Consider the following 25,978-nt stretch of genomic DNA (forward strand, 5'->3'; position numbering starts at 1 on the left):
GCGCTCGGCGTGGTGGGCGAGGAGTCCACGCTGCTGGAGTTCATCCCGGTCGGGCTGAGCGAGACGGAGATCGCCAGGATCGAACACTGGCCCCACGGCCTGGGGCTGCTCGGGCTGCTCATCAAGGAGCCGGTTCCGCTGCGGATGGCGCGGATCTCCGACCACCCCGACTCCTACGGCTTCCCGCCCCCACGTCGTCGGCCGGGCCCGCGAGATGACCGACGCCGACGTCGCGGTGCTGCGCTTCGGCAACGGCACCGAGATCGCCGACGGCGACGTGACCGCTCTGGTCGACGACGAATCGGCGCAGTCGGCGTCGATCCCGCTGGGCCGGGAGGGTTCGGTGCGCGCGGTGCTGGAGATCGGCAAGCGGCCGGGCCGGTTGCCCTTCACGCCGTCGCTGCTGCGCATGCTGAGCGCGTTCGCCGACCAGGCCTCGATCGCGCTGGAGCTGGCCGAGGCCCGGGAAGACGCCGAGCGCCTTGGCCTGCTGGAAGACCGCCACCGCATCGCCAAAGACCTGCGCGCCCACATCGTCGAACTGGTCGAGGGCGCCCGGGGTCACCTGGGCTTCATGCCCGGCCTGCGGATGGAGGGCTGGCTCGACAACGCCGTGGGCGACGCGGTCGCCGAGCAGCTGCTCGCCGTCCTGCGCGAGGCCCTTTCCAATCTTGTACGCCATGCGAAAGCCACCCGGGCCGAAGTGGTGGCCGAGGTGACGGGCGGCAAACTGACCCTGATCGTCCAGGACGACGGCGTCGGCGTCCCCCCGGAGGGCCGCCGCAGCGGTCTGCGCAACCTCGAAGAGCGGGCGACGCTGCTGGGCGGGTCCTTCACGATCGGCGCGGCCGACGGCTGGAACACCCGGTTGCGCTGGAGCGTGCCAGTTCATTGAGGCAGATTCGAAGCGCGAGCCACGGCCGGCCTTCGGCCGTCCGCGTCTCGCTCACATGATCCGGCGGCCCGAGACCTCCTCGGCCGACAGCGTCACGAAGTGGTCGAACGCCGACGGTGTCCAGGGCAGCAGCGGCAGCGCGGCCAGCCGGGCGATCTCCCCGATGCCGGTCACCCCGCGGGCGTGCCCGAGCACGGTCACCGACCAGCCGGTCCCGGTGGTCTTGTCGATGTCGTCGATCTCGAACGCCACCACGGCGTCCCGGGTCGCGGCGGCCAGACGAGAACCGATGGTGGTCCGGACGACGACGGTCTCCCCGTCGAGCACGTAGTTGACCGGCTCGACGGCGGGCAGCGCCCGATGCGTGAACACGAGGCGCCCGATAGGAGTGGTGGCCAGCAGGCGCAGACACTCCTCCCGGGACAGCACCGAGAGTCCGGCCGAGTCGATTCTCATGAAGTGAGTCTGTCCTGGAGCCACATCTGCCGATTAGGGACTTAAGTCCCTTTAATCTCGCCGATCCGCTCTCATCCGCGCCGACAGCGCCGCCGCCTGGGTCCGCCGCTGCATGTTCAGCTTGGCCAGCAGGTTCGAGACGTAGTTCTTGACGGTCTTCTCGGCCAGATACATCCGCTCGCCGATCTGCCGGTTCGTCAGCCCCTCGCCGATCAGGTCCAGGATCGTGCGTTCCTGGTCGGACAGGGCGGCCAGCGGGTCGGTGCGCCCGGCCTGGTCGCGCAGCCGGTGCAGCATCGACGCGGTGGTCTGCGGGTCGAGCAGCGACTGCCCGGCCGCGACCGTGCGGACCGCGCCCACCAGGTCGGAGCCGTGGATCTGCTTCAGCACATAGCCGGCCGCCCCCGCCATCACGGCCTCGAAGAGGGCGTCGTCGTCGGCGTAGGAGGTGAGCATCAGGCAGGCCAGACCGGGCAGCTGGGCGCGGACCTCGCGGCAGACCTTGACGCCGTCGCCGTCCGGCAGGCGTACGTCGAGGATCGCCACGTCGGGCCGCAGGGCCGGGATGCGCGCGATGGCCGAGGCGGCGTTGCCGGCCTCGCCGACGACTTCGATGTCGTCTTCCGTCTCCAGCAGCGCGGCCACCCCACGCCGTACGACCTCGTGGTCGTCAAGCAGGAAGACACGAATCATGGGACGAATCTAGGTACCGGAGGTCTCCAGCGGAAGGGCCTTCGGCCCTCTTGACGTCAAGTCAACTTGATGAAGGACGCTGAACCGCATGGACATCGAGGAGATCACCCGGATCGTCACCACCGTCGAGCACGCGCAGCGCGACGAGCAGGTCGAGGAGTTCGTCGCCCTCTTCCGGCACGACGCCATCTGGACCACCGGCCACGGCCGCCGCCTGTTCGGCCGCGACGAGATCGCCGACTTCACCCGGAAGGTGCTCCCGGGCGGCATGACAGGTCTGTCGATGACCTTCGAGATCGAGCACATCCTGTTCATCCGCCCCGACGTCGCGGCAGTGAAGCTGGTCCAGCAGTACCGCACGCTGGAGGGCGAACCCGAGGGCAACCCCGGCTCGCCGATGTGGGTCATGGCGAAGGAAGACGGCCGATGGCTGCTGACGGCCTGCCAGAACACCGAGGTGCGTTAGGGGTTGAGCCGGGCGAACTCGATGCTCAGGGCGGTGAGATACGACGTCCAGACCACGAAGGGGAGCAGGAGCAGGGCCGCCATCTTGCTGTCGCGCCAGAAGACGAAGAAGCCCACGACGAGCAGGCCAAGGAAGAGCGCCGCGTCGATCGCGGCCAGGAAGTGCCAGCGCAGCCCCAGCGAGAGCGGCGCCCACAGCGCGTAGGCGACCAGCTGGGCCACCCACCACCACAGGGCAAACGGCCTGGCCTCCTCATACCAGAGCAGCCCCGCGATCAGCGCCATCGTGAGCGACAGGAAGGCGAACGCCGGCCCGTGCAGCCAGATGGGCAGCTCGAACGGGGGGCGCTGCAACTCCGCCAGCCCCGGCCTTGCGTTGATCGAGACCAGCCGGTTGTCGATCGCCGTCCCCAGCACGGCGAGCACCGCGAGCACCAGCCCCGGCCAGCGCCGAAGCCAATGGGTGCCCTCGTCGTCACTCATGGTGACACCGTATCCGGCGGAAAAACGGCCTGGCCGGAGCCAGGCCGTTCCGCTGCTACGCGATGGCGCAGGCGCTCCCGTTCAGCGAGAACGCGCTCGGACGTGCGGTGTTACCGGTGTGGTTGGCGTTGAACCCGAACGACTGGGTCCCGTTCACGGGGATCGTCGGGTTGTAGGCCATGTTCCGCGCCGTGACGTTCCCACTGGTCGGCGAGACGGTGGCGTTCCACGCCGAGGTGATCGTCTGCCCGGAGGGCAGCGTGAACGCCAGCCCCCACGTGTTGATCGGGCTGGTCCCGGTGTTGGTGATCGTCACACTCGCGGTCAGCCCGGTGTTCCAGGGATTGACCGTGTACGCCACCCGGCAGGGCCCGCCCGGAGAAGGCGTGGGCGTGGGTGTGGGTGACGGAGTGGGCGTCGGCGTCGGGGAAGGAGTGGGCGTCGGAGTGGGTGTCGGCGTCGGAGTGGGCGTGGGTGTGGGCGACGGCGACGGCTGGCTGCCGTCCAGGCCGAAGAAGCTGATCGCCATCGCGGCCTGGCCGGACTGCGGCAGGTTGTGGCCCACGCCCTGCAGGCTGATCGCCTCGACCTGGGTCCCGTAGCGGGTCCGCGTCCACCCGGAGCGCGGCGTGTCGGTCGAGGTCGGCGTCTGCGACAGCCCGTGGACGTTGGTCCACTGCTTGATCTGCTCCTGGAAGTTCGGGTAGCGCAGCGTGGCGTCCTCGGTGCCGTGCCAGATCTGCATCCTCGGCCGGGCCCCGGTGTAGCCCGGGTAGGCGCCGCGAACCAGGTCACCCCACGCCTGCGGGGTCCTGATGATCTGCCCGTTGGCGCACTCGCTGTTCCACGTCGACCCGCCCGTGGTGGCGAAACACGCGAACGGCACGCCCATGAACGACGCCCCGGCCCTGAACACGTCCGGGTAGTCGCCGAGCAGGACGTTCGTCATCATGCCGCCCGAGGAGGCCCCGGCGGCGAAGACCCGGTTGGGGTCGACGTTGTAGCGCGACTTCACGTAGTTGACCATCGAGACGATGCCCACGGGGTCGCTGTTGCCGTTGTGGGTGAGCGCACCGGAAGTGTAGACGTCGTAACACTGGCCGCTGCGGGTCGCCGACGGGTAGATCACGATGAACCCGTAACGGTCGGCGAGGGAGGCGAACTCCGTACCCGAGTAGAAGGCGGGCCCCGTCCCGGTGCAGTAATGGACCGCCACCAGGATCGCCGGGCGCGGCGCGACGTTGTCGGGGACGTACAGGTGCATGCGAAGGTTGGTGGGGTTTGTGCCGAAACCCGTCACCTCGACGAGCGAGGCCGCCTGAGCCGGCCGCAGGGGGACCAGCCCCGCGGCCAGGATCAAGATGGCGACCAGGAGTCGTTTCATGTCTCCTCCGAACGATCGAAATATTTTGGAGAATGACCCGAAACATTTCTGGAAGCAAGGTTCGCGAAGAGTGGTAACGCCCCACCTGGGACGGGCTGTGAAACTTTCGACCGGACATCGATGTCCGGCGGTGATGGTTGGGTGATCTCATGCGTCTTCACGTTGGATGTGCGATGTGGAACCAGAAATCGTGGCAGCCCCAGCTCCCGCCCGGGGAGCGCTTGGAGGCGTACGCGACATGGTGCAACGCCGTCGAGGGCAACACGACCTTCTACGCCGTCCCGTCGCGGGAAACGGTCGAGTCGTGGGCCAGGCAGACCGATCCCGGCTTCCGCTTCCTGGTCAAACTCCCCAAGACCATCACCCACGAACGCCACCTCATCGGCGCGGCCGACGAACTCGCCACGTTCCTCCACCGGATGGAACCGCTCGGCCCCCGCAACCACGCCCTGTGGATCCAGCTCCCCGGCGGCTTCGGCCCGGCGGACCTCGGCACCCTCGCGACCTTCCTGCGCGGCCTCCCGGCAGACCACCGCTACGCCGTGGAGGTCCGCCACCGGGCCTTCTTCGACGACGAGAGGGCCGCGGCGGCCCTGGAGAAGGTCCTGGCCCCACGGGAGGCCGAATGGGTCCCCTTCGACACCACGGTCCTCTTCGAGCGGCCGCCGACCTCCGACGCCGAACGCGAGGCCTGGACCAGGAAACCGCGGATGCCCCGACGGGACCGCGCCCTGACGGGCCACCCGCTCATCCGCTACCTCGGGCGCGACGACGCCGACCGCACGGTTGAGGGCTGGGCCTTCTGGATCGACAAGACGGTCGAATGGCTGAAGGAGGGGCGCTCGCCGACGATGTTCGTGCACACCCCGGACAACACCCAGGCGCTGACCCTGGCCCGCCGTTTCCACGACGAGGTCAGAGCCAGACTTCCCGAACTCGACCCGCTCCCCGACCCGCCGGAGGTCGAGCCGCTGACGCTGTTCTAGCGGAGGTGGAGGTGAACGCCGGTCATCGGCGTGGGTGAGGTCGTGAAGCGGGCGGGTCAGAAAGGTTGCACGCGACTAGCGGCTCTTCCGGAACCGCGACGGCGCGATCCCGTAGCGGCCCGTGAACGCCTGCCGCAGCGACTCCGCCCGTCCGAACCCGGTCCGATGGGCGATCACCGCCATCGTCAGGTCGGTCGTCTCCAGCAGCCGGGCCGCCGCCTCCAGCCGGGCCTCCCGCACATACCGGGCCGGCGCGAGCCCCAGGTGCTTCACGAACAGCCGGGTCAGGTGCCGCTCGCTGGTGCCGATCCGGCGGGCGAGGGCGCCCGTCGACAGGTCCTCGTGGAGGTTGGCGCCGATGAACCCCGTCAGCGTGCTCAGCGGGCCGTCGGGGGCGGGCGGCTTGACGAACATGCTCATCTGCGCCTGGTTGCCCGGCCGCTGCAGGTAGGTCACCAGGTGCCGGGAGGTCATCCGGGCCACTTCGGCGCCGTGGTCCTCCTCGATGAAGGCCAGGGTGAGGTCGAGCGCGGCGGTCACCCCGGCCGAGGTCGCGAACGCGCCGTCGCGGATGAAGATCGGGTCGGGGTCGATCGTGATCTGCGGGTGGCGGGCGGCCAGGCGGGGCGCGTCCTGCCAGTGGGTGGTGGCCCGGCGGCCGTCGAGCAGGCCGGTCTCGGCCAGGATCGAGGCGCCCGTGCAGACCGAGGCGACCCGGCGGCTGACGTTGGCGAGCCGCCGGACGTGGGCGACCAGCACGGGGTTGCTGGCGGCGTCGTCGCAGCCGATGCCGCCCACGACGATCAGCGTGTCGAGCGGGCCGGTCTCGTGTTCGAGGGTGGCCTGCGCGGCCAGGGTCAGGCCGCTGGCGCAGACGATGGGACGGCCGCCGGGGGTGGCGAACGCGATGTCGTAGGGAGGCGCGGCGCCGAAGACGTTGGCCATGATCAGGGAACTGGTCACGCAGGCGATGTCCAGTAACTCGGCGGCGGGATACCCGACGACCACGACTCTCCGCATGACAGCAGACTAAGAGCCCAGATTTCCGGACACATTAGTCTTCGGACGTAGGTTCGGCTCCTCCTCGCGGACCATTGTCGACGGCATGAACTGGACCCGATTCGTCCTGCACTACCTCGAGATGGTCATCGCGATGTTCGCCGGGATGTTCCTGCTCGGCCTGATCACCGGCGGCTGGGACCTCGGCCCGGAGGCCGGCTATCTCGTCATGGCGGTCAACATGTCGATCGGCATGGCCGTGGTGATGGTCCTGAGAGGCCACTCATGGCCACGCACGCTGGAGATGTGCGCGGCCATGTTCGCGCCCGCGGTGATCGCGTTCCCGCTGTTCTGGGCGGGCGCGGTCGACGACCACGGGCTGATGATGATCGCCCACGTCGTCATGTTCCCGCTGATGCTGGCCGTGATGCTGCGGCGCCGCGAGGACTACGTCCACGCCCATCACTAGACCTTCTCCTGCCGGGGCAGGACCACCTCCCTGATCACCAGCAGCACGGCGGCGGCGAGCGGGATGCCCAGCAGCGCGCCGACCACGCCGAGCAGCGCGCCGCCGAGCAGCGCCCCGATGATGGTCGCGATCGGCGGCACGTTGACCGACGACTTGAACACCCTCGGCGAGATCACGTAGTTCTCGATCTGCTGGTAGATCACGAAGAAGATCACACACGCGATGCCGATCGGCAGCGAGGTCAGCAGCCCCACCAGCGAGGCCACCACCGCCCCGATGACCGCGCCGACCATCGGGATCAGGTCGGTGATCGCCACGAAGATCGCCAGCGCCAGCGCGTAGGGGACCCCGGCGATGGTCAGGAAGATGTACGTCACCACACCGGCGATCACCGAGATGATCAGGTTGCCGCCGACGTACCCGCCGATCTGCCGGATCACCTCGTCGACCAGCAGCCTGACCCGGTCGCGCCGCGACCTCGGCACCATCCGGTAGCCCGACTCCTTGATCGAGTTGAGCGACCCGAGGAAGTAGAGCGTCAGCACCAGCACCGTCAGGAAGCTGAACACGGCGCTGATCACCACCCCGGCCACGCCCAGGATCCCGCCGAACAGCGAGGTGGCCAGGTCGCCGCTGGTGAGGTACTGCTGGAGCTTCTCCAGCACCTGATACTGCTGGTCCAGTGTCCGGATCAGCGGATGGTTCTGGAGTTGCTGTACGAGATTCGGCACGTCCTGGACGAATCCGGCGGTCTGCTCGGTGAGGGCCGGCACGATCGACAACGCGAAGATCGCGAAGAACACGATCACCCCGGCGAACACGATGACGATCGCCCAGAGGCGCGACAGCCCCCTGCCGTGCAGCCACTCGACGGCCGGGTTGAGCCCGATCGCCAGGAACAGCGACACCACGATCAGCACGAGAACCGACCCGGCGGCGGCCACCATCTGCACCAGCCACCAGGCGGTCAGCACGCCGAAGGCGGCCACCAGCCCGAACATGAACGGGCTGTTGCCCATGGGCTTGCCTGGGCGGCCGAAGGGGAGCTTGTGCTCGCCGGAATGGTCAGGTGCCGACGACGGGGCCGGTGGCGGCGCCGAGTCGGCCACGGCGCCGATGGGGGCGTGGGCGATGGGCACCTCAGTGTCTGGGGGCCCGGAAGAAACGGATTTGTCCGTCACAGGAGCCAAGACTGCCCCAAAGCTGGCCCAATATACAAAGAAGCCGGCGCCCGATCATGGGCGCCGGCTTCTCAGAATCAGATCTCAGGACATCCTGTTGTGCATCTCGTCACTCTTCGGCTCCACCGTCTCGCCTGCCTGGTGAGCCGTCTGGGCGGCGCGGTGCCGCACATGCTCGACCTTGCCGCGGACGGCGTCCTTGGTGTCGGACATCGTGTCGGCCCACTGCCGAGCGTTCCGCTTGTAGAGCGCGAAACCGATCGCGCCCATCGCCATCCCGCCCAGCAGCACCATCATCGGCATCCGTCCGCGCCGCTTGACGATCGGCGGAGCCGGGTCGATCCGCCGGGACAGCTCGGCCAGCATCGCGGCCAGCCGCGGTGCCACCTGCTCCTCCAGGGTCACCGCCGCGTGGTCGATCCGCGGGGCCGCCCAGTATCGGGCGTCCTCGAACCGGTGCGACGCGACGTCACGGGCGGTGCCCGCGTAGTCACGGGCGTTGCCGGCCATGTCACGGGCGTTGCCGGCCATCCCGACCGCGGTCTCACGTGCCTGTCCGGCCATCGGGCCGACCTTGTTGGCCGTGCGGTAGGCCGAGTATTTAGCCCGGCTTGCCCACGTATCTGGATAGTCCAGCGCGGCGCGCGCCTTCTTCTTCATTGTCCGGGACACGACAACCTCCCCTGTCGAAATGGGGCCCCGAGTCGTCACCTTCCCGCCCGAATGCCCCTCAATCATCACCAGGGGTGCTCCGGACGATCGCTACCCTTGCCCTTGGAAAACATCGAGTCCGTGATCTGAAGGGGGCGGCCACGCATGGCTGAGAACCTCATCGCGACCCTGAACACCAACCGGGGCACGATCAAAATCAAGCTTTGGCCGAACCAGGCGCCGAAGACCGTGAAGAACTTCGTCGAGCTCGCCGAAGGCACCCGGGAGTGGACCCACCCCGAGACCGGCCAGAAGACCAATGCCAGGCTCTACGACGGCACCGTCTTCCACCGTGTGATCGCCGGGTTTATGCTCCAGGGCGGCGACCCGCTTGGCCAGGGCGTCGGCGGCCCCGGCTACGACTTCGACGACGAGATCCACGTCGACAACCAGTTCAACCGCCCCTACCTGCTGGCCATGGCCAACGCGGGCAAGCGGTTCGGGAAGGGCACCAACGGGTCGCAGTTCTTCATCACCGTCGCCCGCACCCCTCACTTGAACCAGGGTCACACGATCTTCGGCGAGGTCATCGAGGGCACCGACGTGGTCGACGCGATCGGGGTCACCGAGACCGACGGCCGCGACCGGCCGATCAAGGAAGTCGTCATCGAGTCGGTCACCATCGACCGTTCGTAGTCGGCGAACGGCAGGGGCGTCCCACTGTGGGCGCCTCTGCCGTTTTCGTATGGCAGGCTGAGGTTAGGCCCCTCCGGAAGGACCCCGTTGACCACCCAGCCTCCCTCGATGGAACCGGGCTCGGCGGCGATGCCCACCTGCTACCGGCATCCCGAGCGCGAGACCTACGTCCGTTGCCAGCGGTGCGACAAGCCCATCTGCCCCGACTGCATGCAGAACGCCTCAGTCGGCTTCCAGTGCGTCGAGTGCGTCCGTGAGGGCAACAAGGGTGTCCGCCAGGCCCGCGCCCAGTTCGGCGGCGGCCACGTCACCGTGCCCAGGGTCACGTGGGGCCTGCTGGCCGTCAACGTGGTCGCCTACGTCGCCGAAGTGGTGCGCAGCGACGACATCATCAACCTCTTCGCCACCTCACCCGTGCACATCTACGAGGGCGAATACTGGCGGCTGATCACGGGCGCGTTCCTCCACTCGCCCCCCACCTCGGCCTTCTCGTTCACCCACATCCTGTTCAACATGTGGGCGCTCTACGCCATCGGGCCCGAGCTCGAACGCCGCCTGGGCCACCTGCGGTTCGGGGTGCTCTATCTGGTCGCCGCGCTCGGCGGCTCGGCCGCCGTCTACCTGTTCAGCATTCCCGCCGCCGTCGGCGCCTCGGGCGCCATCTACGGCCTGTTCGGTGCGCTGTTCGTGATGGCCCGCCGCCTCGGCTACGACGCCCGCGGGGTGGTCTGGCTGATCGGCATCAACGCCGTCCTGACCTTCGTCGTCCCCGGGATCAGCTGGCAGGGCCACTTGGGCGGCCTGGTGGTGGGCGCTCTGGTGGCGGTCATCTTCGCCTACGCACCCGAACGCAACAGGTCGGTCATCCAGTGGGCCGGGGTGGCGGCGGTCGTGCTCGTGCTGGTGCTGACCGTCTACTTCGGTGAGCCCTACGCCTATATCGCCGAGTGGCAGCGCCAGTTCGGCATCCCCTGGCCGGGCAGAGACTGATCGAGCACGGGCTGAGGCTTCCCCAGGCTGTGGAAAAGTCTGTGGAAAGTGTCAGCCCGTCGCCTCGGTGTCGGCTAACGCCACTTCGTGGAAAGAATCACGCCGAAGATGATCAGAGAGAACCCGATCGCCAGGTTCCAGTTGCCCAGCGGCTCGAACACGGGGCCGGTGCGGCCGATGATGTAGTAGGCCGCGATCCAGCCGATGCCGAGGATCCACGACGCCACCATGACCGGCGCCAGCCAGCGGGGGCTGACCTTGACCGAGGTAATCTTCTGGGGCGGGGTGTAGACGGCCTTCTTGCGAACCTTCGAGTTGGGCACGGGAGTCTCCTGATGGTAACCCGCGCTCGATGCGGGTTTGGCAGTAAGCGTAGTCGCTAAGAATAGACGCCGACGTCCCCGAAGGGCGATTCCCCTTTCCATCGGACGTCCGCAAACAATTTGTCAACCTAGTGCCGAAGCGGGGAACTCGGGCGGGTTGAAGCCTACTGTGGCCCGGTGAGAGCGATCCTGCGGACCATCGGTGAGCTCAGCATCACTCTGGGTGTCGTGTTGCTGCTCTTCTGCGCTTACCTGCTGTGGGGGACCAGCTCCTACACCGAACGCCATCAGCGCCTTCTCCAGCAGCAACTGGTCGCCGAGCAGGCCGAGAAGACGCTGGGAAAGATCCAGCTCGGCGGTGCCGTGGCGCTGCTCAAGCTCCCCCGCCTCGGCGCGACGTACAAGTACGCCATCGTCGAGGGCATCGAAGACGAGCACCTGCGCCAGGGCCCCGGCCACTACCCCGGCTCGGCCCAGCCCGGCGAGGTCGGCAACTTCGTCGTCTCGGGCCACCGCACCACCTACGCCGCGCCGTTCAACCGGATCGACGAGCTCGAAAAGGGTGACGACATCGTGATCGACGCCCGGGAGGCGCGGTACACGTACAAGGTCACCGGAACGAAGATCGTCGAACCGACCGAGGTCGACGTGATCGAACCGGTGCCCGGCCGCCCGGGGAAGAAGGCCGAGAAGGCCGTGATCACCCTCTCCACGTGCCACCCCGAATATTCGGCCCGCCAGCGCCTCATCGTCTTCGGCACCCTGGCCAAAACCGAGGAACGCGACGTCATCTAAGCGAGACGTGGCCCGCGCCTTGAATCTGCCTCGAAGAAAGAGTTCACGTGTACGGCTTCGTCTGGCGTCACCTGCCCGGCAACACCGCCGCCAAGCTCGTCGGCATGCTCCTGCTGCTGGGCCTGGCCGGGCTCTTCCTCTGGTACGGCGTCTTCCCCTGGCTGGAGCCGCGTGTCGCCCTTGACGAGGTGACCGTAGGGTGAGTGGGTGCACATCCTGGTCGTCGACAACCATGACAGTTTCGTGCACACGATCGTCCAATACCTGCGCGTCCTCGGCGCCGACTGCGATGTGCGGCCCCGCGACGAGGTGACCGTCGCCGACGCCGGCGGGTTCGACGGGGTGCTGGTCTCCCCGGGCCCCGGAGCGCCGGAGGACGCCGGGGTCAGCGTGCCGCTGGTCCACTGGTGCGCCGAGCAGCGGCTGCCCTACCTGGGCGTCTGCCTGGGGCATCAGGCCCTGGCCATCGCCTACGGCGCCGAGGTGACCCGGGCGCCCGAACTGCTGCACGGGCGCACCAGCCCGATCGTGCACGACGGCCACGGGGTGTTCGAGGGGCTGCCGAGCCCGGTGACCATGACGCGCTACCACTCGCTGGCCGTCACGCCCGAGAGCGTCCCGGCCGAGCTGACCGTCACCGCGACCACCCCTGACGGGGTGATCATGGGGCTGCGGCACAGGTCAGTGCCCTTGGAAGGGGTGCAATTCCACCCAGAGTCGGTCCTGTCCGAGCATGGCTCACAATTGCTCGGAAATTGGCTCAGAAACCTGTAACACCCCGAGGGCTGTAACCGACATCACAGTGAGGGTTTCCGCCATTGCCCCCGAGTGGCGGAAACCCTTTCTGCGTTGCTACTGGCCGCCGAAGCCGCCGCCACCCGTGTCGACGTCGACGCCGTCTCCACCGTCACCGGGGTCGGGCGGGTTGTTGGGGTCGTCGGTGCCGTCCGGCGGCGGATCCTGGCTGGGGAAGTCGGTGCCCGGGTCGTCGGTCGGCGGCTGCTCGGGCTGAGCCTGCGGGCCGCTGGAGACGACCAGCGTGATGGTGCGCTTCGGCGCCTGCTTGGACCCGCCCGCGGGCGTCTGGTCGATCACGATGCCCCGTGGGACCACGTCGCTGGGCTGCTCCGAGATGTTGACCCGGAAGCCGGCCTCTTCGAGGGTCTGCCGCGCGTCGTCGACCGTCAGCGTCGTCACGGTCGGGACCTCGAGCAGTTCGGTCGGCATGATCAGCTTGACCCGGCTGCCCTTGTTGACCTCTTCGCCCGCGGCCGGGTCGGACTTGATGACCGTGCCCTGTTTCGCCGAGGAGTTCTCGAAGCCGATCGTGAACTTCAGCCCGGCGGCCGTCAGTTCGGCGATGGCGTCTTCACGGTTCTTGCCCGTCACGTCGGGGACCGCGATGGTCTCCACGCCCTTCGACACGAAGAGCTTGACCGCCGAGCCCTTCTCGAGCTGCTCGCCCGCCCCGGGCTCGGTGCGGATCGCCCGGCCCTTCTTGTAGTCCTCGTTGAACTCTTCTTCGGTCGTGACCTTGAATCCCTCTTTGGTCAGCGCGGCCTCGGCCTCGGCCTTCGGCTGGTCTTCGATCACCGGGACCGGGATCGTCACGACCTTGTCGCCGTCACCCGGGGAGGAGATGAAGGAGAGGCCGACCCAGACGAACGCGCCGATGATCAGCAGCGGGATGAGGATCCACGCGGCCGTCTTGGCGGCGGTCGCCCCGGCGCTGTTCTTCTGCCGGTGGCGGTCGCTGCGGCTGGTGCGCTCCTCGTCGCCGTATTCGTAGGCGGGGATGTGGCGGGTGCCCTGCGCCGGTGCGGCGCCCTGGGCGCTGGTCATGGTGCGGGTGCGGTCGGCGCCGGCGTACTGCCCGTAGTTGTTGGCCAGGGCCATCGTCTGCGGGTCCATCGGCATGCCCTGGACGGCGCGCTGGAGGTCGGCCCGCATCTCGGCCGCGCTCTGGTAGCGCTGGACCGGGTCCTTGGCCATCGCCTTGAGCACGATGGCGTCACACCACTTGGGGATCTCCGGGTCGATCCGCGACGGCGGGATCGGGTCTTCGCGGACGTGCTGGTAGGCGATCGCCACGGGGGAGTCGCCGGTGAACGGGGGCTGGCCGGTCAGCAGCTCGTAGAGCACGCAGCCGGTCGAGTAGATGTCGCTCCGGGCGTCGACGCGCTCGCCGCGCGCCTGCTCCGGAGAGAGGTATTGGGCGGTGCCGATCACCTGGGCGGTCTGCGTCATGGTGGCGGCCGAGTCGGCCATCGCGCGGGCGATGCCGAAGTCCATCACCTTGACCTCGCCGTTGCGGGTCAGCATGACGTTGGCCGGCTTGATGTCGCGGTGGACGATCCCGCCCCGGTGGCTGTAGTCGAGGGCCCGCAGGATGCCGTCGACCAGTTCGGCCGCGCGCTCGGGCATCAGCCGGCGGTCGGCGCGCAGCAGGTCGCGGAGGGTCCGCCCGTCGACGTACTCCATCACGATGTAGGGCGTCGGGGTGCCGTCCATCATGTCTTCGCCGGTGTCGTACACCGCGATGATCGATGGGTGGTTGAGTGACGCCGCCGACTGTGCCTCACGGCGGAACCGGGCCTGGAACGTGTGGTCACGGGCCAGGTCGGCGCGGAGGGTCTTGATCGCGACGATGCGGTCGAGCCGGAGATCCCGGGCGCGATAGACCTCGGCCATGCCGCCACGCCCGACGACGCCGTCGAGTTCGTATCGACCGCCGAGTTGCCGTGGCTGAGTCATTTCCTGCACAGTCCCTTGCCGTTCATCGTGGGGTGCCGCCGTTGTCCATCATCAACCCCGTACGTCATGGCGTCTCCTCATCCGGGAGGGTCGTGGCGGTTGGGGAAGGTGTGGGCGATGTTGGAGTCTCACTTGGCGTCGGAGTCTCACTCGGCGTCGGGGTCGGGGTGGGAGTCGTCGTGGTCGTCGGCGACGGCGCGGGGCTCTGGGTCGGGACCGTCGTCTTGACAACGGTAGCCGACGGCGTGGGAATCGGCCGGGCCGACGGCACCGAGGGAGGCCGCCGCGTGGCCGGCACGAGGGGCGTGCGTGCGGCCCGCGTCGGCTGATCGACCGGCGCGAAGGACACCTGACCACCATCTTCCGACGATGTGCCGGTCACCGACTCCGGCTCCTGCGAAGTCGGCATGAATTGAATTGCCCCGAATCCGGCGGCGGCCACCGCGCCGACGGCCGCGACGACGAGGGCGGTCGTCCGCCGCCCGTTCTGGGGCATCGGTTTGGTGGACAGCGGCCCGCCCGATGGCGGGGTGCCCACCCGGTTGGTGATGACGACGTTCGGGCCGGTGAGAGTGCTCAGCGGGGCCTCTTCCGGCCCGGCCAGGGAGTCGCGCAGCACCATCGCCCTGTCGCCCAGCTCCCGCGCGCTGCCGGGCCGCTGCGCCGGGTTCTTGGCCAGCAGCGCCATCACCAGCGCCCGCACGGCGGCCGGCACGTGGGCGGGCAGCGGCGGCGGCTCCTCGTTGAGGTGCAGCAGTGCGACGGCGACCTGCGTCTCGGCCAGGAACGGCGGCCGGCCGGTCAGGCACTCGTAGGCCACCACGCCCAGCGAGTAGAGGTCGGTGGAGGGGGTCAGCGTGTGGCCGGAGGCCTGCTCGGGGCTGACGTACTGGGCGGTGCCCAGGACCGTTCCCGTCTGGGTGACCGACGCCGACTCGAGCGCGCGGGCGATGCCGAAGTCGGTGATCTTGATCATCCCGGTGCGGGTGACCAGCAGGTTGCCCGGCTTGATGTCGCGGTGGATGACCCCGGCCTGGTGCGCGGCCGTCAGACCGCGCGACGCCTGCGAGATCACGTCGAGGGTGACCTCGGCGCTCAGCCGCCCGTTGCGGGCCAGGACGGCCGACAGCGGCTCGCCCGGCACCAGTTCCATCACCAGGTAGGCGACGTCGTTCTCCTCGCCGTAGTCGAAGACCTGGGCGATGCCCGAATCGGCCAGCCCCGCCGTGATGCGGGCCTCGGTCCTGAACCGGTCGCGGAACGCCGGATCGGCGGCCACGTGGGCGCGCAACAGTTTGACCGCGACCTCCCGGTGGAGGAGGTCGTCGGTCGCGCGCCAGACCTCGCCCATTCCGCCGATGGCGATCCGGGAGGTCAGCCGGTATCGGTTGCCGAGCAGGCCGTGGCTCATTTGGCTTCGAGCACCGCCTGCATCACGTCGCGCGCCAGCGGCGCCGCCGTGCCACCGCCGGTGGCGTCGTTGCCGGCGCTGCCGGCCTCGATGAAGACGCAGATCGCCGTCACCGGGTCTTCGGCCGGGGCGAAGCCGATGAACCAGGCGTGCGGCGCCGGGGCGTCGCCCGCCTCGGCGGTGCCGGTCTTGCCGGCCACGGTGACGCCCGGGATCTGGGCGCCGGTGCCGGTGCCGTTGGTGATGACCGAGACCATCATCTGCTTGAGCTCGTCGGCGACCTCGCCGCTCATGGCCTCGCCGATCTCGTCGTCCTCGAACTCCTGGATCACACCGCCGTCGGGGCCGGTGATCTTGTTGATCAGGGTCGGCTTCATCAGCACGCCGCTGTTGGCGATCGCCGAGGCGATCTGCGCCATCTGGAGCGGGGTCTGCTGGTTGTCGCGCTGGCCGATGGCCAGCTGCGCGAGCGCCGCCGTCTCGATCTCGGGCCCGATGGTGGTGCCGGCCGTCGGCAGGTCGAACTGGATCGGTTCGCCGATGCCGAACTTGGCCGACTCCGAGCGCATGGTGTCCCAGCCGAGGTCCATGCCGATCTGGCCGAACGGGGTGTTGCACGAGCGCTCCAGCGCGAACCGCAGCGTCACCTCGCCGCTGCCGCAGGCCGCGCCGCCGTAGTTGGGCAGACCCGCGGTGGTGTCGGGCAGGTCGAGCACCTGCGGCGCCGGGACGGTCGTCTCGGGGTCGCGGCTGCGGTCGGCCTCCAGGAACGCCGCCGCGGTGACGACCTTGAACGTCGAGCCCGGCGGGTAGGTCTTCTCGGTCACCCGGTTGAGCAGCGGGTCGGTGTCGTCGGCGGCGAGCTTGTTGTAAGCAGTGGCCACCTTCGCCTTGTCGGGAGCCGCCAGGTCGTTGGGGTCGTAGGTGGGCAGCGACACCATCACCTGGACGGCGCCCGTCTTCGGGTTGACGGCGACCACGGCGCCACGCTTGCCGCTGGCGCGCAGCTTGTCGTAGGCGACCTTCTGCGCGGCCGGAACGATCGTCAGGTCGACGCTGGCGCCCTTCGGCGGCTTCTTGCTGACGAAGTCGATCAGGCGGCCGACCACCAGGTCGGGGTCGCTGCCGTTGAGGAGCTTGTTCTCGTTCAGCTCGATGCCGCGCGCGCTCTCGGGCGCGAAGAAGCCCAGGACGTGGGCGTACATGCGGCCGTTGGGGTATTCGCGCTCGTAGCGGAAGGTCTTGTCGCCGGTGTCGACTGTCTTGGCCAGCGTGGTCTTGCCGTCGTCGGCGGTGATCCAGCCCCGGTCGACCGAGTAGCGCGCGTAGAACGACCGCTTGTTGCGGTTGTCGGTGCTGTAATCGCCGGCCTTGACCGCGCCCAGGAAGTTCACGTTGACCATGAGCAGGGCGAACATCACCATGCAGGCGACGGCTGCGCGTTTGATGGTCGCGTTCATCGCGTGAACACCTGAGTGAGTCCTTCGTTCTGGATGGCTTGGGGCGGCGGGCGTCGTGCCGCGTCCGACATGCGTACCAGCAGGGCGATAAGGATCCAGTTAGTCAAAAGGGCTGAACCGCCCGCGGACATGAACGGAGTGACCAGACCGGTCAGCGGAATCAGCCTGGTCACGCCGCCGACGATGATGAAGACCTGCCAGGCCAGCAGGAACGAGAGCCCGCCGGCCAGGAGCTTGGAGAACGGGTCGCGGGCGGCCAGGGCGGTGCGCAGGCCGCGCTGGACGATGAGGGCGTAGACCATCAGCAGGGCCATCAGGCCGGTCAGCCCGAGCTCCTCGCCGACGACGGCGATGATGAAGTCGGAGAACGACAGCGGGATCTCGCGGGGGAAACCCTGGCCGAGGCCGGTGCCGAGGATGCCGCCGGAGCCCATGGCGAACAGCCCCTGCATGAGCTGCGCGCTGCCACCGAGCTCACGCTCGTAGAAAGCGGGGTTGCCGGGGTCGAGCCAGACCTCGAAGCGGTCCTGTACGTGGCCGAAGACCTGCCCGGCGAGCATCGCGCCACCCACGAACAGCAGCACGCCGATGAGCACCCAGGAGGTGCGCTGGGTGGCGATGTAGAGCATCGCGATGAACGTGCCGAACACCAGCAGCGAGCTGCCCAGGTCCTTCTGGAGCACCAGCACGCCGAGGCTGAGGCCCCACGTGATGATGACGGGCCCGAGGTCGCGCACGCGGGGAAGGTCGATGAAGAACAGCCGCCGCCCGGCCAGGGCGAGCACGTCGCGCTTGGCGACCAGATAGCCCGCGAAGAAGATGACAAGGGCCAACTTCGCCATCTCGGCCGGCTGGTAGGTGAACGGGCCGATCCTGATCCAGATGCTCGCACCGTTGACGCTGTCGCCGATGACCGGCAGCAGCGGCATGACCAGCAGCGCGAGCCCGATGAAGCCCATCGTGTAGGTGAAGCGCTGCAGGGTCCGGTGGTCCTTCAACACGATCAGGGTCGCGGAGAACATCACCACGCCGAGCGCGGTCCACAAGATCTGCTGTGAGGCCGACGCACCGGCCTGCCCGGTTTGCTCGATCCGGTAGATGAAGACCAGACCGAGCCCGTTGACCAGCGTCACCAGGGGAAGCAACAGGGGATCTGCCCAGGGGGCCCATTTCGCCAGCACGCCGTAGGCGGCGAACATCAGCGCGGCCAGGCCGAGGCCGTAGGTGAAGGTGCCGGAGGGGATCTGGCCGTCGATGCCGAGCCCGACACTCGCGTAGGCGGCCATCACGACCACGATCGCCAACGCGAGCATGATCAGCTGCGCGCCTCGCCGTTTGTCGGTCGTCGGAACGGCGGACGCCTCCGCTACGGGTGCGGTCGTCACGACGGCGATTCCGAGGGGTCGCCGGAACCGGGACTGGGGGACGCCTCCGGCGTCGTCGGGCTCTCGGTGCCGCCGGTGAGTGAGGCGATCTTCGCCTTGCCGGCGTCGACGTTGTTGACCATGATCCCGCTCTGCACCTTGTCCTGTTCCACCTGGGGGAGAGCCGAGACCGACAGGTCGGAGGTGTGGACGACGTGCTTGAACGAGACGAATCCGAGGTCGGCGTCGACCCCCTGGAACACGACCAGGCGGCCGTTGTCGGCGCCGACGTAGAACTGGTTCTGGGTCCACTGGTAGCCGAAGTAGCCTCCGGCGCCCAGGACCCCCACGACGACGACCAGTAACGTCGTGACGACCGGCCAGGTGCGCCTCTTGCGGGCGACGGCCCGGCGGCCGGAGGCCGCGAGGGCCTCCGGCGCGGGGTTGTCGTCGAGTTCCAGGTCGACGATGACCGGCTGAGGCGCCGTCACCGTCATGGCCCGGCCCGCCGGGTTGTCGGGCGGTGCCGACCGGCCGCGACCGGAACCGGCCGCCCCGACCACCGCCGCCACGAGGTTGAGCGGCTGCACGTCGTCGGTCTCGATGACGTCGGCCAGCACGCAGGTGATGTTGTCGGGTCCGCCGCCGCGGTTGGCCAGGTCGATGAGCTGGCGTACCACGTCGTCCGGATCGTCGATGGTGGAGAGCGTGTGATGGAGTGTCTCGGCGCTGACGACGGTGGACAGGCCGTCCGAGCACAGCAGGTAGCGGTCGCCGATCTGGGCTTCCCGGTCCTGCAGGTCGGGGTCGACCTCGCCGCTGCCGTCGAGGGCGCGCAGGAGGATCGAGCGTTGCGGGTGGTTGGCGGCCTCTTCTTGCGTGATGCGGCCGTCGTCCACCAGCGACTGCACGAGTGTGTGGTCGTGGGTGATCTGGTAGAGCTCACCGTTGCGCAGCAGGTAGGCCCGCGAGTCGCCCACATGGACGAGCGCGAACCGGGTGCCGTTCCACAACATGGCGGTGAGCGTGGTCCCCATGCCCTTGAGGCTGGGATCGCGGGCCACCATCGTGTGGAGCTGGTGGTTGGCGTCGCGGACCGCGGCCTCGATCGTGCCGACCAGGTCACTCCCGTAGGCGTCCCGGTCAAGGGACGACAGTGCGGCGATGGCGACCGAGGAGGCCACCTCGCCGTGTGCGTGCCCGCCCATGCCGTCGGCGACGGCAAGAAGGCGGCCGCTTGCGTACGCCGAGTCCTCGTTTCCTTCACGGAGGAGGCCGACGTCCGAGCGGGCGGCGTATCGGAGTGCTGTTGTCATTTGCGCAATTCGATGACGGTCTTGCCGATGCGGACGGGAGTCCCGAGAGGCACCGGCGTCGGGCGGGTCACTTTGGAACGGTCGAGATAGGTTCCGTTGGTCGAGCCGAGGTCTTCCACGATCCACTGGCCATCCTGGGGGAAGAGCTGGGCATGGCGGCTGGACGCGTAGTCGTCGCTCAGGACGAGCGTCGAGTCGGTCGCCCGGCCAATCGTGATCGGCTGTTCGGTGAGGTTGATGATGGTCCCTTGCAGGGGGCCACCTGTGACGACCATTTGACGCGGCTCCCCCCTCTTGGGCTTGGCAGGAATATTCTTCGCCGGTTTGGTGGGCAACTTACGCGGATTCGCGGAAGGAGCCGTTCGCGGACCGAACAAGTCTGTCCGGATCACGCCGACCGCGGCAATGACGAAGAACCAGAGCACCGCCAGGAAGGCGAGCCTGATCAGCAGCAGCGCGAGCTCGGACATGGACCGTTTGTCTACCTTTAATCGCGTTTGAACACCAGGGTGGTTCGCCCCAGTGTCACCCTCGTCCCGTCCTGCATCTCGATCCTGCGGACCGGCTGCCCGTTGACGAAGGTGCCGTTAGTTGAACCGAGATCCACCAGAACGACCTGCTGACCCTCGACCCGTAGCTCGGCATGATGCCGCGATACGCCCGGATCCACCAGCCGTAGATCACAATCGGTCCCCCGGCCCAGCAGAGTGACCGGGGTGGTCAGCTCGTAGGACCGCTGGCCCTGCGGGTCGTCCTGGGTGGACACCAGCAGGCGGGGCCGGCCACCGAACGCGCTGCTCTTGCGAGCCGCGGGAACGTCGCTGACCGGTTGTCTGATCTCGTCTTGCTCCACCGTCGCACCGCGGATCACTCCGGATCTGATCCGGAACAGCCCGACCGCGAGGTCGTCGGCGGTCTCGAAACGCACCCGGACGGGTCCGACGAACGAGTAGCCCTGCTCCTTGGCGTATTCACGCGCGAGGTTGGCCAGCTCGTGGCTGATGCTGTCGGCGTACACCTCGAGGCGCTCGTTGTCGGTAGTGGACAGCTCGACCACGAAGTCGTTCGGGACAAGAGTTCTGCCCTGAGCGACGATCGCGGCCCGGTCGTCCATCTCCCTCTGCACCGCGCTCGCGACCTCAACGGGCTGAAGGTCGGACTTGAACGCGCGTGCGAAGGCCCCCTCAACCAAACCCTCGAGCCTGCGCTCGAAGCGCTGAAGGACTCCCACCGGCTACCTCCCTTCCTCCATCGTCTACACGGATCGTATCCGGGTTCAGTGGCACTGGCGGATCCGTGCTAACCTTTCCAGGCAGCCGAAAAGAGGCGCACCCGCAAGGGCAAGTGGCGGAATGGCAGACGCGCACGGTTCAGGTCCGTGTGTCCGAAAGGACGTGGGGGTTCAACTCCCCCCTTGCCCACAAAGAATTCACCTCGCAGGTCGGAAGGAAAGCCTTCCACCGGCGGGGTTTTTTCGTTGTGGTGGTCAACGGCCCTGGTCGCACGGGGGATCCCTCCGAAACTCACGGCCGTTCCCTACGGCGTTGATCCATATTCTCCGAAGCGCGGCTTTCAAACCGCTTGCACCCGGGATCGAACGAAAAAGTTTGCCCGAAGTCTCAGTAAGCGAGACCGAAAATCCCGAAATATGGGCCGCTCCCTGTGACAGGAGCGGCCCGTGTTCACACCCGGGGTCACACCGTGAGCAGTTCCCCGATGAGAGACGTCACGCTGATCTCGCCGACGACCTCGCCACGCTCGTCGACCACCAGCCCGAGCTGCGCCCGCGCGTCCTGAAGCGCGGTCACCGCGTCGGGGATCGGTGTCGAGACCTTGAGGGTCGGTACGGGCGTCGCCAGCTCCCCAGGGGTCATCTCGGGATGAACCAGGCTGTCCCGGACGTGCAGCACGCCTCTGACGCCCTCAGGGGAGGTCACCAGCATGCGCAGCCGGTTGGCCGCCACCGCCGTCTTGTGCACGTGTTCGGCCGGGGCGTCGGCGGCGATCGTGACCGCGTCGGCGATCGGGGTCATCAGCCGTTCGACCGGCTGGTTCTGCACCCGCAGCGCCCGCGTGAGCAGGTCGTGCTCGTCGCGGTCGAGCATGCCCATGCGGCCCGACTCGGCCACCAGCACGGCGAGCTGGTGAGGTGTGCGGGCGGTGGCCAGCTCGTCGCGGGGACGGACCCCGAACAGGCGCAGCATGCCGTTGGTCAGCCCGTTGAGCCCGGCCAGCAGCGGGCGGACCAGCCAGACGAAGCCGCGGAACGGCAGCGCCAGGGCCAGGGCGGCCGACTCGGGGTGGGTCAGGGCCAGCGACTTGGGCGCCATCTCCCCGACCACCATGTGCAGGAAGGTGACGATCGCGAGCGCCAGCACGTACGAGATCGCGGTTCCGACGCTCTCGGGCAGGCCGGCCAGCAGCGGTTCGAGCAGGTGGTGCAGCGCCGGTTCGGTCACCATGCCCAGGCCCAGCGAGCAGAGCGTGATGCCGAGCTGGGCGCCGGCCAGCATGAGCGAGAGCTGGCGGCTGCCGCGCAGGGCGGCCCTGGCGGCGATGCGGGCGAACGGGCTGGTGGCCGCCTCTTCGAGGCGGTGGCGGCGGGCCGAGATCACCGCGAACTCCGCGGCCACGAAGAAGCCGTTCAACGCCAGCAGTACGACACCGAGCAGGAGCGCCATCGTGGAGCTCACACCGGCCTCCCTTGGAACAGGGCCGAAAACAGCTCGGGCGCGTAGTCCTGCGGACCGGTGTTCTCGTGGGCGGACTCCTCGACGACCGTCTCGGCGGCGAGGGCCGCGATCGAGAGGCGGATCATCTGAGGCACCCGCCGGTGCACGTCGAGCACGGTCAGCAGCGCGTGGCGGGGACCTTCGTCGTCGTCGAGCAGGTCGTGCTCCTCGACGGTCGCGACGGTCACCGCGTCACCGGGCTCGGCCATGCGGCCCAGCTCGGCCAGCACGAGGCCGCCTACGGTCTCGTAGCCGTCGTCCTCGGGCAGCAGGACACCGGTCGCCCGGTCGACCTCGTCGATGCGGAGCGTGCCGGGCACGTCCCACGTGCCGTCGGGGTTGACAGTGACGCCGAGCGGCTCGGGGTCGTTCTCGTCGACGAGTTCGCCGACTAGTTCCTCGGCCAGGTCCTCGATGGTGACGACGCCGGCGAGGCTGCCGTATTCGTCGATGACGCAGGCGAAGGTGCCGCCGGACATGCGCGACAGCAGGACCGGGACCGGCAGCGAGGCCGGGACCAGCAGCGGGGTGCGCATGATGCCGGCGATCGTCGTCTCGCCCTCCCGGCCCAGGTAGTCGAGCAGGCCGACGACGCCCACGACGTCGTCGGTGTCGCCGTCGCGCACGGGGTAGCGGGAGTGGCCGTGGTCGCGTACCGCGTCGACCAGGGACGACACCGGCGCGTCGGCGCGCAGCGAGACCACGCGGGGACGCGGGATCATGACGTCCTCCGCGGTGCGGTCGCCGAACTCCAGGGCGCGTTCGAGCAGGTCGGCGAGCCGGGGCGGCAGGTCGCCGGCCTCACGGGAGTCGTCGAGGATGCGTTGCAGCTCCTCGGGCGTGGCGCCGTGTTCGAGCTCCTCGATGGGCTCGATGCCGAACAGCCGGACCAGCCGGGTGGCCGCGCCGTCGAACAGCCGGATCAGCGGCCCGAAGATCTTCAAGTACATGATGGTGGGGCGCGACAGCCACATCGCCACCGGCTCGGGCCGGGCGATGCCGAGGTTCTTGGGCGCCAGCTCACCGAGGATCATCTGGATGATCGTGGCGATGGCGACGCCGATCGCGATGCTCACGCCGGGTACGGCGCCCGCCGGCACCCCGAGGTCTTCGAGGGGCCCCCGCAGGGACACCGAGATGGCCGGTTCCGCGAGGAAGCCGACCAGCAGGGTGGTGATGGTGATGCCGAGTTGCGCGCCCGACAGCATGAAGGAGAGCCGGCCGGTGACCTCGAGGGCCCGCTGAGCTGCGGGGTTGGTGTCGGCCTGCTGGCGCAGCAGTGCGCGGTCGGCGGCGACGTAAGCGAACTCCTGAGCGACGAAGAATCCCGTCGCCAAGGTGAGGAGCAGGACGGCGAGGAGGCCGAGGGCGATGGTCATCTCATCGCCTCACGTGGACCCGTGCCAAGGCACGGGCTGGTACTCCAGGGGTCCGAAACGGACACGACGGTCCTTTCAACTAGGGGTGCTTCAACCGTAACGGCCGACCGGCCGATGATGTTTCCTGGATCAGCTCTGTGTACTTTTCCATAGGAAAACCTTGATAACGGGTCCGCCCCGGGGGGTCTGAGGCGCGTACCGTCAAGGGAGTGTCAGGTGTCGGCAAGCTGGGGGTAGAGGAACGTGGTTGAGGACAACGAGCCGACGCGAATGGTGCGGCGGCCGCTGGAGCCTCCGGCCTACCCGGTTCGCGAGCCGGAAGTCAAGGGACCCGAACCCAAAGGCCGTTCCAAGGTCTACGGCAAGCCGAGGAAGGGCGACTCGCCGGTCAGGATGTTCAACGGCGGGAACGAGCCAAAGGTGGATGCCGGTGGCGGGGGTGACCGCGGCGCCTTCGGCGTGGGTGGTTTCGGCGGGGGCGACAGACCTCGCAAGCCGCGCCGCCTCGGGCGGAACATCGCCATCGGCGTGGCGGTCTTCCTCTCGCTGGTGCTGATCGGGGTCGTCGCGCTGTTCTTCAGCGTCCAGGGCAAGATGAACAACGTCGAGGCGTTCACCGACTACGACGGCCGCCCCGCCGAGACGCCGGGGCAAGACTGGCTGCTGGTCGGCTCCGACAGCCGCGACGGCCTGAGCGCCGCGGAGAAGAAGAAGCTCCGCACCGGCTCCGCCGTCGGCCGCCGCACCGACACGATGATGCTGCTGCACATCCCCGAAGGCGACGGCCGGCCCACCCTGGTCAGCCTCCCGCGTGACTCCTACGTGCCGATCCCGGGCAACGGCAGCGGCAAGCTCAACGCGTCCTACGCCTTCGGCGGCCCCAAGCTGCTGACCCAGACCGTCGAGCAGGTCACCGGCATCCGGATCGACCACTACATGGAGATCGGCTTCGGCGGGTTCGTCGGCATCGTCGACGCGGTCGGCGGGGTCGAGATCTGCCCCAAGCAGGCGATCAAGGACCCGAAGGCGGCCCTCAACATCAAGAAGGGCTGCCAGATCATGGACGGCCCCACCGCCTTGGGCTATGTCCGCACCCGCAAGACCGGCGCCATCCCCGACTTCGACCGCACCCAGCGCCAGCGCGAGTTCTTCTCGGCCGTGGTCAAGAAGGCCGCCAGCCCCGGCACCTTGATCAACCCGTTCACGGCCGTCCCGCTGGCCAACAGCGCCGCCGAGTCGGTCGCGGTCGAGTCCGGCACCGGGCCGTTCGATCTGCTGTCGCTGGGCCTGGCCATGAAGAACAACCCGGTGACGACGGCGGTCCCGATCGGTTCGCTGCCGACCATCGACGGCCAGTCGGTCGTCAAGTGGGACGCCGCGAGGGCCAACAAGCTGTTCGAGGCCCTGGAGGCCGACCTGCCGGTGCCGAAGGACGCGCTCGAGAAGGGCTAACTCACGGCCGTGACGATGACGACCGTCGTGAGAACCATGAGCACGGCGGCCTCCACGGCCGCGATGGCCTGCTTCACGCCTTCCCCGGCCCAGTCGCCCTCGGTGATCTCCTTCACCCGGGCCTCGTCGGTGCCGGGGAACTGCTTCTTCAGCGCCTTGGTGGCGTGCATGATCCCGACGACGACGGCGGTCCGCGCGTCGGGCTCGGCGCCGCTCAGCACGCTCTCCACCCTCGCCCGGACGGCCCTCTCGACGCTCCCGTCGAGCTCCGGGTATTTGACGGTCTTGAACAGTCCGAGGATCTTGCCCTTCTCCTCCGACAGCACCCCGCCCTCGACGAGCCGCACGAGCAGGCGCTGGCGCAGCTTGGCGCCCTCGAGTTTGTCGACCCACCACTCGGGCTTGCGGATCTTGGCCTCGGCCGCGATCCGCTCTAACGCGCCGTCGAGCTCCGGTTCGCCCAGGGGCGTGCTGTCGGTGACGACGACCTTCTTGTCAGCCAGGCTGATCCTGCCCCTGATCGCCAGCTCGGCCAGGATGGCGCCGGCGAGCCCCGCGTTCAGCTCGGTGGAGCCGATCGTCGGCTGGCCCGTCTTCTCGTGGTAACCGAGAAGCAGGACATCTTCGGCGATGATGCTGGTCAT

28 protein-coding genes and 1 tRNA gene are annotated in these 25,978 nt (G+C 68.5%); 11 read left to right on the top strand and 18 right to left on the bottom strand.

Features of this window, described 5'->3' with window-relative positions; genetic code table 11:
* The first annotated feature begins 214 nt into the window (after positions 1 to 214).
* Complete coding sequence (locus tag AW272_RS44730) at positions 215 to 895, top strand: GAF domain-containing sensor histidine kinase (RefSeq protein ID WP_066360029.1); 681 nt, start codon at positions 215 to 217, stop codon at positions 893 to 895.
* A gap of 51 nt (positions 896 to 946) precedes the next feature.
* Here AW272_RS44730 and AW272_RS00700 read toward each other — a convergent pair whose 3' ends face one another.
* The gene (locus AW272_RS00700; RefSeq protein ID WP_066360030.1) at positions 947 to 1,351 is read right to left on the bottom strand and encodes a pyridoxamine 5'-phosphate oxidase family protein; all 405 of its coding nucleotides are present in this window, start codon (positions 1,349 to 1,351) and stop codon (positions 947 to 949) included.
* 51 nt (positions 1,352 to 1,402) lie between these two features.
* Positions 1,403 to 2,044 carry a response regulator gene (locus tag AW272_RS00705; RefSeq protein WP_066360031.1) on the bottom strand — a complete coding sequence of 214 codons (642 nt, stop codon included), beginning with the start codon at positions 2,042 to 2,044 and terminating at the stop codon, positions 1,403 to 1,405.
* An 88-nt stretch (positions 2,045 to 2,132) separates the two neighbouring features.
* Here AW272_RS00705 and AW272_RS00710 point away from each other — a divergent pair, with 88 nt between their 5' ends.
* Positions 2,133 to 2,510, top strand: coding sequence for an SgcJ/EcaC family oxidoreductase (locus AW272_RS00710; protein ID WP_066360032.1), 378 nt, complete (start codon positions 2,133 to 2,135; stop codon positions 2,508 to 2,510).
* Here the strand turns inward: AW272_RS00710 and AW272_RS00715 are convergent.
* Positions 2,507 to 2,992, bottom strand: a complete 486-nt coding sequence (locus tag AW272_RS00715) for a TspO/MBR family protein (protein ID WP_066360033.1) — start codon at positions 2,990 to 2,992, stop codon at positions 2,507 to 2,509. The two genes, AW272_RS00710 and AW272_RS00715, sit on opposite strands and share 4 nt — an antisense overlap.
* A gap of 55 nt (positions 2,993 to 3,047) precedes the next feature.
* Positions 3,048 to 4,376, bottom strand: coding sequence for an extracellular catalytic domain type 1 short-chain-length polyhydroxyalkanoate depolymerase (locus AW272_RS00720; RefSeq protein ID WP_066360035.1), 1,329 nt, complete (start codon positions 4,374 to 4,376; stop codon positions 3,048 to 3,050).
* A gap of 149 nt (positions 4,377 to 4,525) precedes the next feature.
* Between AW272_RS00720 and AW272_RS00725 the strand changes: the two genes are divergently transcribed.
* Positions 4,526 to 5,362: a DUF72 domain-containing protein gene (locus tag AW272_RS00725; protein WP_083957785.1), complete on the top strand. Its 837-nt coding sequence runs from the start codon at positions 4,526 to 4,528 to the stop codon at positions 5,360 to 5,362.
* Between the two features lie 75 nt (positions 5,363 to 5,437).
* Here AW272_RS00725 and AW272_RS00730 read toward each other — a convergent pair whose 3' ends face one another.
* A complete protein-coding gene (locus AW272_RS00730; protein WP_066360038.1) occupies positions 5,438 to 6,382 on the bottom strand; it encodes a GlxA family transcriptional regulator in 945 nt (314 codons plus the stop codon).
* An 85-nt stretch (positions 6,383 to 6,467) separates the two neighbouring features.
* On the opposite strand from AW272_RS00730, the gene AW272_RS00735 reads away from it, so the two are divergent.
* On the top strand, positions 6,468 to 6,830 hold the full coding sequence (locus AW272_RS00735; RefSeq protein ID WP_066360039.1) for a hypothetical protein: 363 nt from the start codon (positions 6,468 to 6,470) through the stop codon (positions 6,828 to 6,830).
* Here the strand turns inward: AW272_RS00735 and AW272_RS00740 are convergent.
* Positions 6,827 to 7,969 carry an AI-2E family transporter gene (locus AW272_RS00740; RefSeq protein WP_066360041.1) on the bottom strand — a complete coding sequence of 381 codons (1,143 nt, stop codon included), beginning with the start codon at positions 7,967 to 7,969 and terminating at the stop codon, positions 6,827 to 6,829. The two genes, AW272_RS00735 and AW272_RS00740, sit on opposite strands and share 4 nt — an antisense overlap.
* Positions 7,970 to 8,095: 126 nt before the next feature.
* Positions 8,096 to 8,683, bottom strand: a complete 588-nt coding sequence (locus AW272_RS00745) for a hypothetical protein (protein ID WP_157518089.1) — start codon at positions 8,681 to 8,683, stop codon at positions 8,096 to 8,098.
* 144 nt (positions 8,684 to 8,827) lie between these two features.
* Between AW272_RS00745 and AW272_RS00750 the strand changes: the two genes are divergently transcribed.
* Both AW272_RS00750 and AW272_RS00755 read left to right on the top strand, forming a co-directional pair.
* Entirely contained in the window at positions 8,828 to 9,358 is a 531-nt protein-coding gene (locus AW272_RS00750) for a peptidylprolyl isomerase (RefSeq protein ID WP_066360043.1), read from the top strand.
* Positions 9,359 to 9,445: 87 nt separating this feature from the next.
* Positions 9,446 to 10,348 carry a rhomboid family intramembrane serine protease gene (locus AW272_RS00755; protein ID WP_066360044.1) on the top strand — a complete coding sequence of 301 codons (903 nt, stop codon included), beginning with the start codon at positions 9,446 to 9,448 and terminating at the stop codon, positions 10,346 to 10,348.
* A 74-nt stretch (positions 10,349 to 10,422) separates the two neighbouring features.
* Here AW272_RS00755 and AW272_RS00760 read toward each other — a convergent pair whose 3' ends face one another.
* Complete coding sequence (locus tag AW272_RS00760) at positions 10,423 to 10,671, bottom strand: cell division protein CrgA (protein WP_066360046.1); 249 nt, start codon at positions 10,669 to 10,671, stop codon at positions 10,423 to 10,425.
* Positions 10,672 to 10,848: 177 nt separating this feature from the next.
* Here AW272_RS00760 and AW272_RS00765 point away from each other — a divergent pair, with 177 nt between their 5' ends.
* The 3 genes from AW272_RS00765 to AW272_RS00770 are packed head-to-tail and all read left to right on the top strand — an operon-like array spanning position 10,849 to position 12,240.
* Positions 10,849 to 11,466 carry a class E sortase gene (locus AW272_RS00765; protein WP_066360047.1) on the top strand — a complete coding sequence of 206 codons (618 nt, stop codon included), beginning with the start codon at positions 10,849 to 10,851 and terminating at the stop codon, positions 11,464 to 11,466.
* A gap of 47 nt (positions 11,467 to 11,513) precedes the next feature.
* A complete protein-coding gene (locus AW272_RS43030; protein ID WP_169807465.1) occupies positions 11,514 to 11,669 on the top strand; it encodes a hypothetical protein in 156 nt (51 codons plus the stop codon).
* 4 nt (positions 11,670 to 11,673) lie between these two features.
* The gene (locus tag AW272_RS00770; protein WP_169807466.1) at positions 11,674 to 12,240 is read left to right on the top strand and encodes an anthranilate synthase component II; all 567 of its coding nucleotides are present in this window, start codon (positions 11,674 to 11,676) and stop codon (positions 12,238 to 12,240) included.
* A 78-nt stretch (positions 12,241 to 12,318) separates the two neighbouring features.
* Here AW272_RS00770 and pknB read toward each other — a convergent pair whose 3' ends face one another.
* The 7 genes from pknB to AW272_RS00805 all read right to left on the bottom strand — a co-directional run bounded on the left by pknB (position 12,319) and on the right by AW272_RS00805 (position 21,002).
* On the bottom strand, positions 12,319 to 14,220 hold the full coding sequence (gene pknB / locus AW272_RS00775; RefSeq protein WP_066360049.1) for a Stk1 family PASTA domain-containing Ser/Thr kinase: 1,902 nt from the start codon (positions 14,218 to 14,220) through the stop codon (positions 12,319 to 12,321).
* Positions 14,221 to 14,284: 64 nt separating this feature from the next.
* A complete protein-coding gene (locus AW272_RS00780; RefSeq protein ID WP_066360051.1) occupies positions 14,285 to 15,631 on the bottom strand; it encodes a serine/threonine-protein kinase in 1,347 nt (448 codons plus the stop codon).
* A complete protein-coding gene (locus AW272_RS00785; protein WP_066360053.1) occupies positions 15,628 to 17,091 on the bottom strand; it encodes a peptidoglycan D,D-transpeptidase FtsI family protein in 1,464 nt (487 codons plus the stop codon). The genes AW272_RS00780 and AW272_RS00785 overlap by 4 nt, the downstream gene beginning before the upstream one ends.
* Positions 17,088 to 18,476 (bottom strand): FtsW/RodA/SpoVE family cell cycle protein, encoded by a 1,389-nt coding sequence (locus tag AW272_RS00790; protein WP_066360055.1) that lies wholly within the window; start codon positions 18,474 to 18,476, stop codon positions 17,088 to 17,090. Before AW272_RS00790 ends, AW272_RS00785 begins: the two co-directional genes overlap by 4 nt.
* Positions 18,473 to 19,771, bottom strand: a complete 1,299-nt coding sequence (locus AW272_RS45495) for a Stp1/IreP family PP2C-type Ser/Thr phosphatase (protein WP_066360056.1) — start codon at positions 19,769 to 19,771, stop codon at positions 18,473 to 18,475. The genes AW272_RS00790 and AW272_RS45495 overlap by 4 nt, the downstream gene beginning before the upstream one ends.
* The gene (locus AW272_RS00800) at positions 19,768 to 20,241 is read right to left on the bottom strand and encodes an FHA domain-containing protein FhaB/FipA (RefSeq protein WP_061290277.1); all 474 of its coding nucleotides are present in this window, start codon (positions 20,239 to 20,241) and stop codon (positions 19,768 to 19,770) included. The genes AW272_RS45495 and AW272_RS00800 overlap by 4 nt, the downstream gene beginning before the upstream one ends.
* A 17-nt stretch (positions 20,242 to 20,258) precedes the next feature.
* On the bottom strand, positions 20,259 to 21,002 hold the full coding sequence (locus tag AW272_RS00805; protein ID WP_061290275.1) for an FHA domain-containing protein: 744 nt from the start codon (positions 21,000 to 21,002) through the stop codon (positions 20,259 to 20,261).
* Positions 21,003 to 21,109: 107 nt separating this feature from the next.
* Here AW272_RS00805 and AW272_RS00810 point away from each other — a divergent pair.
* Positions 21,110 to 21,192, top strand: a tRNA-Leu gene (locus AW272_RS00810).
* Positions 21,193 to 21,465: 273 nt separating this feature from the next.
* On the opposite strand, the gene AW272_RS00815 is transcribed toward AW272_RS00810, so the two are convergent.
* Positions 21,466 to 22,464, bottom strand: coding sequence for a CNNM domain-containing protein (locus tag AW272_RS00815; RefSeq protein WP_083957787.1), 999 nt, complete (start codon positions 22,462 to 22,464; stop codon positions 21,466 to 21,468).
* Entirely contained in the window at positions 22,461 to 23,882 is a 1,422-nt protein-coding gene (locus AW272_RS00820) for a hemolysin family protein (RefSeq protein WP_066360057.1), read from the bottom strand. The genes AW272_RS00815 and AW272_RS00820 overlap by 4 nt, the downstream gene beginning before the upstream one ends.
* A 243-nt stretch (positions 23,883 to 24,125) precedes the next feature.
* Here AW272_RS00820 and AW272_RS00825 point away from each other — a divergent pair, with 243 nt between their 5' ends.
* Entirely contained in the window at positions 24,126 to 25,334 is a 1,209-nt protein-coding gene (locus AW272_RS00825) for an LCP family protein (RefSeq protein ID WP_245657152.1), read from the top strand.
* Here the strand turns inward: AW272_RS00825 and AW272_RS00830 are convergent.
* Positions 25,331 to 25,978: a GOLPH3/VPS74 family protein gene (locus tag AW272_RS00830; protein ID WP_066360058.1), complete on the bottom strand. Its 648-nt coding sequence runs from the start codon at positions 25,976 to 25,978 to the stop codon at positions 25,331 to 25,333. The two genes, AW272_RS00825 and AW272_RS00830, sit on opposite strands and share 4 nt — an antisense overlap.

The sequence above is a fragment of the Herbidospora mongoliensis genome (assembly GCF_001570545.1).
GTDB lineage: Bacteria > Actinomycetota > Actinomycetes > Streptosporangiales > Streptosporangiaceae > Herbidospora > Herbidospora mongoliensis.

Coding starts and splice junctions, on each gene's coding strand:
- AW272_RS44730 (WP_066360029.1), top strand. CDS start 215: ATGACCGACGCCGACGTCGCGGTGCTGCGCTTCGGCAACGGCACCGAG.
- AW272_RS00700 (WP_066360030.1), bottom strand. CDS start 1,351: ATGAGAATCGACTCGGCCGGACTCTCGGTGCTGTCCCGGGAGGAGTGT.
- AW272_RS00705 (WP_066360031.1), bottom strand. CDS start 2,044: ATGATTCGTGTCTTCCTGCTTGACGACCACGAGGTCGTACGGCGTGGG.
- AW272_RS00710 (WP_066360032.1), top strand. CDS start 2,133: ATGGACATCGAGGAGATCACCCGGATCGTCACCACCGTCGAGCACGCG.
- AW272_RS00715 (WP_066360033.1), bottom strand. CDS start 2,992: ATGAGTGACGACGAGGGCACCCATTGGCTTCGGCGCTGGCCGGGGCTG.
- AW272_RS00720 (WP_066360035.1), bottom strand. CDS start 4,376: ATGAAACGACTCCTGGTCGCCATCTTGATCCTGGCCGCGGGGCTGGTC.
- AW272_RS00725 (WP_083957785.1), top strand. CDS start 4,526: ATGCGTCTTCACGTTGGATGTGCGATGTGGAACCAGAAATCGTGGCAG.
- AW272_RS00730 (WP_066360038.1), bottom strand. CDS start 6,382: ATGCGGAGAGTCGTGGTCGTCGGGTATCCCGCCGCCGAGTTACTGGAC.
- AW272_RS00735 (WP_066360039.1), top strand. CDS start 6,468: ATGAACTGGACCCGATTCGTCCTGCACTACCTCGAGATGGTCATCGCG.
- AW272_RS00750 (WP_066360043.1), top strand. CDS start 8,828: ATGGCTGAGAACCTCATCGCGACCCTGAACACCAACCGGGGCACGATC.
- pknB (WP_066360049.1), bottom strand. CDS start 14,220: ATGACTCAGCCACGGCAACTCGGCGGTCGATACGAACTCGACGGCGTC.
- AW272_RS00780 (WP_066360051.1), bottom strand. CDS start 15,631: ATGAGCCACGGCCTGCTCGGCAACCGATACCGGCTGACCTCCCGGATC.
- AW272_RS00785 (WP_066360053.1), bottom strand. CDS start 17,091: ATGAACGCGACCATCAAACGCGCAGCCGTCGCCTGCATGGTGATGTTC.
- AW272_RS45495 (WP_066360056.1), bottom strand. CDS start 19,771: ATGACAACAGCACTCCGATACGCCGCCCGCTCGGACGTCGGCCTCCTC.
- AW272_RS00800 (WP_061290277.1), bottom strand. CDS start 20,241: ATGTCCGAGCTCGCGCTGCTGCTGATCAGGCTCGCCTTCCTGGCGGTG.
- AW272_RS00820 (WP_066360057.1), bottom strand. CDS start 23,882: ATGACCATCGCCCTCGGCCTCCTCGCCGTCCTGCTCCTCACCTTGGCG.
- AW272_RS00830 (WP_066360058.1), bottom strand. CDS start 25,978: ATGACCAGCATCATCGCCGAAGATGTCCTGCTTCTCGGTTACCACGAG.